Genomic DNA, 10,793 nt, shown 5'->3' with positions numbered 1-10,793 from the left:
ATCGGACCGGAAGGAAATCTTCTTGAAGAAAAAGAAGAAAACTGTAAGGTTGTTAAGATTAAAAATCCAATCCTGACAAATACAGATCTTTTAAAGATTAAAAATATGAATGTGGAAGGCTTTAAAGTTCAGACCATTCCGATTATTTATTATAAAAACACTTCTCTGGAAAAAGCGATCGATCACATGTTTGTGGAAGTAGACCGTGCATACAGAGATGGTGTCAATGTACTTATTTTATCTGACCGGGGCGTGGATGAAAACCATGTGGCTATCCCGTCACTTTTAGCAGTATCCGCACTTGAACATTATCTTGTACGCACAAAGAAACGTACCGCACTGGCTATGATCTTAGAGAGTGCAGAACCGAGAGAAGTCCATCATTTTGCCACATTACTCGGTTACGGTGCATCTGCAATCAACCCATACCTTGCACAGGAATCCATCAAAGAGCTGATCGATTCCAATATGCTGGATAAAGATTATTATGCAGCAGTGAATGATTATAATGATGCCGTTCTTCATGGCATCGTAAAGATCGCATCCAAGATGGGTGTTTCCACAATTCAGTCCTATCAGGGATCTCAGATTTTTGAAGCGATCGGTATCAATAAAGAGGTCATCGATAAATACTTTACAAATACGGTCAGCCGTATCGGCGGCATTGGCCTGGACGATATTGCAAAAGAAGTGAATTTCCTGCATGCACAGGCATTTGATCCGCTGGATCTGGAAGTGGATCTGTCTTTAGACAGCTCAGGAAGTCATAAGTTCCGAAGCGGCAAAGAAGAACATCTGTACAACCCGAATACGATCCATCTTCTTCAGGAATCCACCCGGTTGGGAGATTATAATCTTTTTAAAGAATACAGTAAAGCGATCAATGATGAATCCAGAACAATGAATCTTCGCGGTCTGATGGACTTTAATTATCCTGAAAGCGGTATTCCGATTGAATCTGTTGAGAGTGTTGAATCCATTGTTACCCGTTTTAAGACAGGTGCCATGTCCTACGGTTCCATTTCTCAGGAAGCCCATGAGACACTGGCAATTGCCATGAATAAGATCCACGGTAAGTCCAACAGCGGTGAGGGCGGCGAGAGCCTGGAACGTCTGACTGTAGGAAAAGACGGATTAAATAAATGTTCTGCGATCAAACAGGTGGCATCCGGACGTTTCGGTGTGACAAGCCGTTATCTTGTGAGTGCCAATGAGATTCAGATCAAGATGGCACAGGGAGCAAAACCGGGTGAAGGCGGTCATCTCCCTGGCGGTAAAGTTTACCCATGGGTTGCAAAAACACGTCATTCAACACCAGGCGTTTCTCTGATTTCACCGCCGCCGCATCACGATATTTATTCCATCGAAGATTTGGCTCAGCTGATCTACGATTTGAAAAATGCCAACAGAGATGCAAGAATTTCTGTCAAACTTGTTTCAGAAGCCGGTGTGGGAACCGTTGCAGCCGGTGTGGCAAAAGCCGGTGCTCAGGTTATCCTGATTTCCGGATATGACGGCGGAACAGGTGCGGCACCGAGAACATCCATCCACAATGCAGGACTTCCATGGGAACTGGGGCTTGCCGAAACCCATCAGACACTGATTATGAACGATCTGCGTTCAAGAGTTCGTCTTGAGACAGATGGTAAACTGATGACCGGCCGTGACGTTGCAATTGCTGCAATGCTCGGTGCCGAGGAGTTTGGTTTTGCAACAGCACCGCTTGTAACTATGGGCTGTGTGATGATGCGCGTATGTAATCTGGATACATGTCCTGTAGGTGTTGCCACTCAGAATCCGGAGCTGCGCAAACGCTTTAAAGGAAAACCGGAATATGTCATCAACTTTATGTATTTTGTTGCCCAGGAACTCCGCGAATATATGGCAAAACTGGGTATCCGCACAGTGGATGAACTTGTCGGCCGCAGTGACCTTCTGAAAGTCAAAGAAAATGCTGCAGGAAAATGGACAAATAAGATTGATCTTTCCGCAATTATCAATAACCCGTATCTGAATACAGAACGGGGAATGAAATTTGATCCGGCTCAGGTATATGATTTTGAACTGGAAAAGACGAAAGATATGCAGGTTCTCATGAAAGAATTCAGATCGGCACTTCATACAAAGAAGAAAAAGAAAATTGAGATTACGGTTAAGAATACAGACCGCTCCCTCGGAACAATCTTTGGTTCGGAAATTACAAAACGCTACCAGGATACACTTGAGGATGATACATTTGTTGTCAATTGTACCGGAAGCGGCGGACAGAGTTTCGGTGCTTTCATTCCGAAAGGATTAACATTAAATCTGACCGGGGACAGCAATGACTATTTTGGAAAGGGTCTTTCCGGCGGCAAGCTGACATTGACTGCACCAAAGAATGTGAAGTTTAAACCGCATGAAAATATCATTGTCGGAAATGTTGCTCTTTACGGCGCAACAAGCGGTAAAGCCTTTATCAACGGTGTGGCCGGTGAACGTTTCTGTGTACGTAATTCGGGTGCCCTGGCTGTTGTTGAAGGCGTGGGTGACCATGGCTGTGAATATATGACCGGCGGACGTGTTGTTATTCTCGGTGATACCGGAAAGAACTTTGCGGCAGGTATGAGCGGCGGTATCGCTTATGTTCTTGACGAAAAGAGCGATTTCTATACAAGAGTCAATAAAGAACTTGTTTCTCTCGAACCTGTAACATCCAAATATGATGTTCAGGAACTGAAAGAAATGATCACCGAACATGTGGAGGCTACAGGCTCTGAGATGGGTAAAAAGGTATTGGATAATTTTGTGGATTATCTGCCGAAATTTAAGAAAGTTCTTCCGCATGATTACAGTAAAATGCAGACAGCCATTGCCCATATGGAAGAAAAGGGCTTAAGTGTCGATCAGGCACAGATTGAAGCATTTTATGCAAATAAGAGAGGATAGGAGGTAAGACGTCATGGGAAAACCAACAGGATTTATGGACTTTGAAAGACAGAACAGTACGACAATTGCCCCTGAAGAACGCATTAAAAATTTTAATGAGTTTCATATTCCTCTGAGCAGAGAATGTCAGCAGATTCAGGGCGGACGCTGCATGGACTGCGGTGTGCCGTTCTGCCAGTACGGACAGATGATCGGAGGTATGGCTTCCGGTTGTCCTTTAAACAATCTCATTCCGGAATGGAACGATCTTATTTATAATGGAAACTGGGAGAGAGCATTAAAACGTCTGAAGAAAACCAACAATTTTCCTGAGTTTACATCACGGGTATGTCCGGCTCTCTGCGAGGCGGCATGTACATGCAATATCAACGGACTTCCTGTTTCTGTTAAGGAAAATGAACACGGTATTATTGAATATGGTTACGAGAACGGCTTGATCAAACCGGAGCCGCCGAGGGTGCGTTCCGGCAAAAAGATTGCTGTCATTGGTTCCGGACCTTCCGGTATGGCAGCGGCCGATCAGCTTAACCACAGAGGTCATCAGGTCACTGTATTTGAACGGAACGACCGGATCGGCGGACTTTTAAGATACGGTATTCCGAATATGAAACTTGAAAAAGAAGTGATTGATCGCCGTGTCGATATCATGAAAAAGGAAGGCGTTCGTTTTGTGACAAATACCAATGTGGGTGTTGACATGAAAGCTTCCCGTCTTCTTAAAGAATACGATGCCGTTGTTCTCGCATGCGGAGCTTCCAATCCGAGAGACATAAAAGTTCCGGGACGGGAAAGCGCAGGAATTTATTTTGCGGTAGATTACCTGACGATGGTGACAAAGAGTCTTTTAAATTCAAATCTGACAGACGGAAAAATTCCGGATGTGAAAGATAAAAAAGTGCTTGTTATCGGCGGCGGTGATACAGGAAATGACTGCGTCGGAACATCGATTCGACTGGGAGCCGCATCCGTCCTTCAGCTTGAAATGATGCCGAAGGCACCGGATACACGTGCGGATAACAATCCATGGCCGGAATGGCCGAAAATCTGTAAAACAGATTATGGTCAGGAAGAAAGTATTGCTGTTTTTGGTCATGATCCACGGGTTTATCAGACAACAGTCAAAGAATTTATTGCAGATGACAAAGGTCATGTATGTAAGGCTGTTCTTGTCAAACTTGAATTTAAGAAAGATCCGGAAACAGGCCGTATGAATATGAGTGAAGTTCCCGGAAGTGAGTATGTGGAGGACGTGGATCTGGTACTTATTGCTGCCGGTTTCCTCGGATGCCAGGAATACGTGGCAAAAGCTTTTGGGGTAGAACTTGACGGCAGAACGAATGTGGCTACAGCACCGGGAGAATACCGTACAAACAAAGAAAAGGTATTTGCAGCGGGAGATATGCATCGGGGACAGTCTCTGGTCGTATGGGCGATCCGGGAAGGCCGGGATGTGGCAAAAGAAGTTGATAAATACCTTATGGGTTATACAAATCTTTAGTGGTTTTAGGACGGGTACACGGATACTTTTTGTGTCCATGTACCCGTTCTTTGACTTTTTTGACTAAAAAGTCTTCAATATGTCGAGAAGTAATAATTGAATATTAAAACAGACATGCTATAATGAAGGCATCTTCTATGATATATCAAAAAAGATACATTTCTAAAAGTTTCAATTCAGAAACCGAATCCATAAATATTGAATAAAATTTCATAAGGAGGAAGATGATTGATTAACAGATCTTTTATTATTCAGGCAGAAAATTATGAACTCCATCGGGAGGAGATCGAAAGAGGACCTTATATCCGTCATCTGGATCTGGCACTTACCTGCAGTCAGCTGATCCATATGACACCGAGAGAACTGGTAACAAAAAGAGTGAACTGGGACATGCTTAAAGACTGGGATATGTCTCCGGATGAATTGATGCGGCAGGCGGCGAACGATTCAAAGAAGACACTGGCACCGACCATTGAACCGATGAGTGAGGTTATTAAAGGATTTCTTGTAGAAGAATTTCTGGAAAAGACTTGCGGTGATGTGGAGCGTGCACTTGAAAAGGCAGAGGCCGAATACAGGAAGATGTTTGCTTTAGATGAAGGGGATATCCCTGAAATCTATGTGATCAGCAATGAACTTAGAATACAGGGAGCAGCTGTTGTTTTTTATACGGATATACTTGAAAAATTCGCCCAGGAACAGGGATCCAATCTCATTTTGCTGCCAAGCAGTATACATGAATGGCTTGTACTTCTTGAATCGGAAGCAGGAGGAAGAAAAGAGATGGAAGCCATGGTCAGAGAGGCAAATATGTGCGTTGTCCGTGATGATGAAGTGCTCTCGAACCATGTTTACAGGTATCGTATGGACATAAAGGAACTGGAGATTCTTGGGGCCGGGATGGGAGCTACTGAGTAAAATGGCTAAAACACTGGACAAAAGCAGTCAGAGTTGCTAAAATACTATCTGATAATGCCGTACTTTGCCGAGAGGCAGAGCGTTTGGATAAATTGGAGGAATGAAGATGATTACACAGAGACCGAAGGGTACCCAGGACTGGTATGGCAGTGATATGCATAAACGTACAATCATTGAAGCCGCAGCCAGAGAATTATGCAAAGTATTTAACATTAAAGAAGTCATCACACCTGTATTTGAACATACAGTGCTTTTTCAGAGAGGTGTTGGTGAGACGACAGATGTTGTGCAGAAAGAGATGTATACATTTGAAGATAAGGGTCACCGGAGCATCACATTGAAACCGGAAGGAACAGCAGGAGCGATTCGTGCTTATTTAGAGAACAATATGTATGCGGAACCGGCACCGACAAAATTATTTTATGTGACTCCGGCGTTTCGTTATGAGCAGCCTCAGAGCGGACGTCTGCGTCAGCATCATCAGTTCGGTGTGGAATTTGTGGGATCAAAAAGTCCTCTTGTTGAAGTTGAATTGATTACATTAATTACGACTCTGATCCGCAAGATCGGACTTAAAGATGCAAAACTTCATATTAATAGTATCGGATGTGCGAATTGCAGAAAGACTTATAATGAAGCCTTACTTGCTTATTTAAAGCAGCATGAGGAACATTTATGTCCGACATGCCGGGAACGTATGAAGAAGAATCCGCTGCGTGTCATTGACTGTAAAGTGCCGGAGTGTAAAGAGATCGTCAAAGATGCTCCGCGTACTATTGAATATCTTGACGACGAGTGCCGTGAACATTTTGAAGAACTTCAGAAACTTCTGACAGAGATGAACATTCCTTTCGAGATTGACACGGGTATTGTGCGTGGCCTGGATTATTATACAAAGACAGTTTTTGAATTTGTCAACAGTGACGGATTCACACTGTGCGGCGGCGGCCGTTATGATAATCTGGTACATGAGATTGATGAAAAACAGAATATTCCATCCGTTGGTTTTGGTATGGGACTTGAGCGTATTCTGTATTTCCTTGAAAAAGAACAGGTAGAGCTTGAACCGGAACCGGGTGTTGAATTGTATGTGGGCGTTCTCGGTAAAGAGGCGCGGGCTCAGGCATATCAGCTGGTCAACACGCTTCGTATGGCAGGCATCATTGTTGAGACAGATTATATGGACAGAAGTGTTAAGGCTCAGATGAAGTATGCCAATAAACTGAAAGCCAAATATACAGTGATCCTCGGCGAGAATGAGCTGAAGGAAAACAGTGCAAGAATTAAAAATATGGAAACCGGTGAGCAGACAGAAGTTGCTCTGGACGCAATAGCTGCTTACTTTATCAAATAACGAAGGAGAGAATATCATGTCTGAATCAATGAAGGGATTAAAAAGAACCCATCGCTGTGCAGAACTTAACGGCAGTAATGTCGGAGAACAGGTCACAGTTATGGGCTGGGTACAAAAAAGCCGGAATAAAGGCGGTATTATTTTTGTCGATTTAAGAGACCGCAGCGGCCTTCTCCAGATTATTTTTGAAGAGGCAGATGCGGGAAGTGAGAATTTTGCGAAAGCAGAGAAACTCCGTGCAGAATTTGTTGTTGCTGTCGTTGGTAAGGTTGAGAAAAGAGCCGGCGGTATTAATGAGAACCTGAAGACAGGTGAGATCGAGATCCGTGCAACAGAGCTCCGCATTCTGTCTGAGTCTGAGACTCCGCCGTTCCCGATTGAGGAGAACAGTAAAACAAAAGAAGATTTAAGATTAAAGTATCGTTATCTTGACCTCAGAAGACCGGATTTACAGCGCAATCTTATTATGAGAAGCAAAGCAGCGACGGTTATCCGCAACTTCCTCGCAGAAGAAGGTTTCTTAGAGATCGAGACACCGATCCTCGGTAAGAGTACACCGGAAGGTGCCAGAGACTATCTTGTGCCGAGCCGTGTGCACCCTGGAAACTTCTATGGTCTTCCACAGTCACCTCAGCTCTTTAAACAGCTTTTGATGTGTTCCGGATATGACCGTTATTTCCAGATCGCAAAATGTTTCCGTGACGAGGACCTTCGTGCAGACCGTCAGCCGGAATTTACTCAGATCGATATGGAGTTATCCTTTGTGGATGTGGATGATGTTATTGATGTGAATGAAAGACTTCTGGCACGTCTGTTCAAAGAGATTATCGGTCTGGATGTACAGCTTCCGATTCAGCGTATGACATGGCAGGAAGCTATGGACCGCTATGGTTCCGATAAGCCGGATACACGTTTTGGAATGGAACTTCAGGATGTCAGTGACATTGTCAAAGACTGCGAATTTGTTGTATTTAAAGGTGCTCTTGAAGATGGCGGTTCTGTTCGTGGTCTGAATGCAAAAGGACAGGGCGGTATGCCTCGTAAGAAGATTGATGCTCTTGTTAAATTTGCAAAAGATTACGGTGCAAAGGGTCTTGCTTATATTGCGATTCAGGAAGACGGAACTGTAAAATCCTCCTTTGCTAAATTTATGAAGGATGAAGAGATGACAGCACTCATTCAGGCTATGGGCGGTGAGAATGGTGACCTTCTTCTCTTTGCTGCTGATAAGAATAAAGTTGTTTATGATGTTCTTGGTGCTCTTCGTCTTGAACTTGCAGATAAGATGGGATTGATCGACAAATCCAAATTCAACTTCCTCTGGGTAACTGAATTCCCACTGCTTGAATGGTCTGAAGAGGAAGGTCGTTATACAGCGATGCATCATCCGTTTACAATGCCTATGGAAGAAGACCTTCAGTATCTTGACACAGATCCGGGCCGTGTGCGTGCCAAAGCTTACGATATCGTACTGAACGGAACAGAGATCGGCGGCGGAAGTGTTCGTATTTTCCAGAATCATGTACAGGAAAAGATGTTTGAAGTTCTTGGATTTGAAAAAGAAGATGCGTATGAACGTTTCGGTTTCCTTTTGAATGCATTTAAATACGGTGTTCCGCCTCACGCAGGTCTGGCTTACGGATTTGACCGTCTGATCATGATCATGGCCGGAATGGACAGCATCCGTGATGTTATCGCCTTCCCTAAAGTAAAAGATGCTTCCTGTCTGATGACAGATGCACCGAATGTGGTAGACGATATTCAGTTAAAAGAACTTGGAATTGGTATTGTCGAAAACGCATAGTTGTGTTATTCTGGTAAAGTGCAAAAACTTTCAAATAATAAAATACGGAGGTACAACATGTATTCATTAGAAGAATTAAGAAGTACAGATGCCCAAATCGCACAGGCAATCGAAGATGAACTTGCGAGACAGAATTCTCATATTGAACTTATTGCTTCAGAAAACTGGGTAAGTCATGCAGTAATGGCTGCTATGGGAAGTCCGCTTACAAATAAATATGCAGAGGGGTATCCGGGAAAACGTTATTACGGCGGATGCGAATGCGTTGATGTGGCTGAGAATCTTGCCATTGAACGTGCAAAAGAACTTTTCGGCTGTGATTATGCCAATGTTCAGCCTCATTCCGGCGCTCAGGCAAATATGGCTGTCTTTTTTGCCATGTTAACCCCGGGAGATACGGTTATGGGTATGAATCTTGACCATGGCGGTCATCTGACCCATGGCAGCCCGGTAAATATGTCCGGTAAATATTTTAACATTGTACCTTACGGTGTAAACGACGAAGGTTTTATTGATTATGAAGAACTTCGCCGCATTGCACTTGAAGCAAAACCAAAGTTAATTGTTGCAGGTGCCAGTGCCTATGCAAGAACAATTGATTTCAAGAAATTCAGAGAAGTGGCAGATGAAGTCGGTGCATATTTAATGGTGGATATGGCACACATTGCCGGTCTTGTAGCAGCAGGCCTTCATCCAAGTCCGATTCCATATGCAGATGTAGTGACAACAACAACACATAAAACACTTCGCGGCCCTCGTGGTGGTCTGATTCTTGCCAACGAAGCGGCTGCTAAGAAGTTTAACTTTAATAAAGCTGTATTCCCTGGCATCCAGGGCGGTCCGCTTATGCATGTGATCGCAGCAAAGGCTGTATGTTTTAAAGAGGCTCTTACAGATGAGTTTAAAGCTTATCAGAAACAGATCATTGATAATGCACAGGCGCTTGCAAAAGGCCTTATGTCCAGAGGTATCAATATTGTCTCCGGCGGAACAGACAATCATCTGATGCTTGTTGATCTGATCAGCCTCGGTTTAACAGGAAAACAGGCAGAGAAGATGCTGGATGAAGTGCATATCACATGCAATAAGAATACGATTCCGAATGATCCACAGTCTCCGTTTGTAACAAGCGGCGTTCGTCTCGGAACACCATCTGTGACAACACGTGGACTTAAGGAAGAAGATATGGATGCGATTGCTGAGGCTATTGCTTTGACATTGAAAGATTTCGAGGCAAATAAAGAGAAAGCCAGAGCTATTGTTGACAGCATCACAGCAAAATATCCATTAAACTAATGTAATTCATTGTTCAGGCTCCGGCATCGTGTCCGGAGCCTTTTAACAGTCAGGAGATGAGAAGATGAAAGTATTATTGATTAACGGAAGTCCTCATGAACACGGATGTACCGACAGAGCCCTCAAAGAGGTGGCAGCTTCATTAGAAAAAAACGGTGTGGAAAGTGAGATTTTCTGGATCGGAAAAGGCGATATCCATGGATGTATTGCCTGCGGAACATGCGGCGGCAGCAGCAACCATTGTGTATTTGATGATACGGTAAATAAAGCTCTCGAAAAAATGCAGGAATCCGATGGACTTATTGTGGGATCACCGGTATATTATGCATCACTCAACGGTGCTTTAAGTGCATTTTTAGACAGAATGTTCTATGCGGGTGCATGCTTCCATCATAAACCGGCGGCAGCGGTAGCCTCTGCAAGAAGAGCAGGTACAACAGCAACATTAGATATTATTCAGAAATATTTTACGATCAGCCAGATGCCGATTGTATCTTCCCAGTACTGGAATATGGTGCACGGTTCTTCACCTGCGGATGTGGAACAGGATCTGGAAGGCCTTCAGACGATGCGCACACTTGGAAAAAACATGGCATGGATGCTCAAATGTATTGAGGCCGGAAAAAATGCAGGAATTGATATTCCTGAAACAGAAGAAAAAATTAAGACAAGTTTTATTCGATAAGCGATAATGGGGACAGGTTTCTGCTAAAAGCATGAACCTGTCCCCCAGTGTCCATTGGAATCAGTCCCAATGGTGACCTTTATGTTTTTGTTCCTGATGGTGGCCAGAGGCAGATGTTTCTTCACATGAGGTTTCTTCTAAGGATGAAGAAGCATTCGTTGTCTCACCGTCGGATAATTCGGAAATACGATTCTGAATTTCTTTCATTGACCAGCCCTGGATATCTTCCGGTGTTATATTCGGATCCAGTTCTTTCAATTCTAAAAAAGCTCTGTATTTGCCAAGAGAGAGTCCACAGTCATGGGCTTCT

At 43.8% G+C, this 10,793-nt stretch carries 7 protein-coding genes and 1 pseudogene; 7 read left to right on the top strand and 1 reads right to left on the bottom strand.

What is annotated here, in order from left to right; all coding sequences use genetic code 11:
• The 7 genes from gltB to QZZ35_RS06640 form a co-directional block, all read left to right on the top strand.
• A partial coding sequence (gene gltB, locus QZZ35_RS06670; protein WP_291236689.1) for a glutamate synthase large subunit occupies positions 1-2,928 on the top strand: 2,928 nt, incomplete at its 5' end.
• Positions 2,929-2,941: 13 nt separating this feature from the next.
• Positions 2,942-4,426: a glutamate synthase subunit beta gene (locus QZZ35_RS06665; protein WP_291236688.1), complete on the top strand. Its 1,485-nt coding sequence runs from the start codon at positions 2,942-2,944 to the stop codon at positions 4,424-4,426.
• Positions 4,427-4,654: 228 nt separating this feature from the next.
• Positions 4,655-5,344 carry a DUF5688 family protein gene (locus QZZ35_RS06660; protein WP_291236687.1) on the top strand — a complete coding sequence of 230 codons (690 nt, stop codon included), beginning with the start codon at positions 4,655-4,657 and terminating at the stop codon, positions 5,342-5,344.
• Between the two features lie 106 nt (positions 5,345-5,450).
• Positions 5,451-6,698 carry a histidine--tRNA ligase gene (gene hisS / locus QZZ35_RS06655; RefSeq protein ID WP_291236686.1) on the top strand — a complete coding sequence of 416 codons (1,248 nt, stop codon included), beginning with the start codon at positions 5,451-5,453 and terminating at the stop codon, positions 6,696-6,698.
• Positions 6,699-6,714: 16 nt separating this feature from the next.
• Positions 6,715-8,502 (top strand): aspartate--tRNA ligase, encoded by a 1,788-nt coding sequence (aspS, locus tag QZZ35_RS06650; RefSeq protein ID WP_291236685.1) that lies wholly within the window; start codon positions 6,715-6,717, stop codon positions 8,500-8,502.
• A gap of 57 nt (positions 8,503-8,559) precedes the next feature.
• Positions 8,560-9,798, top strand: a complete 1,239-nt coding sequence (gene glyA / locus QZZ35_RS06645) for a serine hydroxymethyltransferase (protein WP_291236684.1) — start codon at positions 8,560-8,562, stop codon at positions 9,796-9,798.
• A gap of 64 nt (positions 9,799-9,862) precedes the next feature.
• Positions 9,863-10,483, top strand: coding sequence for a flavodoxin family protein (locus QZZ35_RS06640; RefSeq protein WP_291236683.1), 621 nt, complete (start codon positions 9,863-9,865; stop codon positions 10,481-10,483).
• A gap of 60 nt (positions 10,484-10,543) precedes the next feature.
• Here the strand turns inward: QZZ35_RS06640 and QZZ35_RS06635 are convergent.
• Positions 10,544-10,793 (bottom strand): annotated as a pseudogene (locus tag QZZ35_RS06635) (hypothetical protein); the annotation flags it as partial.

The sequence above is a fragment of the Frisingicoccus sp. genome (assembly GCA_016298055.1).
Classification (GTDB): domain Bacteria; phylum Bacillota; class Clostridia; order Lachnospirales; family Lachnospiraceae; genus Frisingicoccus.
This window is presented reverse-complemented; position numbering and strand designations above follow the sequence as displayed.

What these genes read in the sequence shown, in the direction of transcription:
- aspS (WP_291236685.1), top strand. Translation starts at nt 6,715, where the DNA reads ATGTCTGAATCAATGAAGGGATTAAAAAGAACCCATCGCTGTGCAGAA.
- QZZ35_RS06665 (WP_291236688.1), top strand. Translation starts at nt 2,942, where the DNA reads ATGGGAAAACCAACAGGATTTATGGACTTTGAAAGACAGAACAGTACG.
- QZZ35_RS06640 (WP_291236683.1), top strand. Translation starts at nt 9,863, where the DNA reads ATGAAAGTATTATTGATTAACGGAAGTCCTCATGAACACGGATGTACC.
- glyA (WP_291236684.1), top strand. Translation starts at nt 8,560, where the DNA reads ATGTATTCATTAGAAGAATTAAGAAGTACAGATGCCCAAATCGCACAG.
- hisS (WP_291236686.1), top strand. Translation starts at nt 5,451, where the DNA reads ATGATTACACAGAGACCGAAGGGTACCCAGGACTGGTATGGCAGTGAT.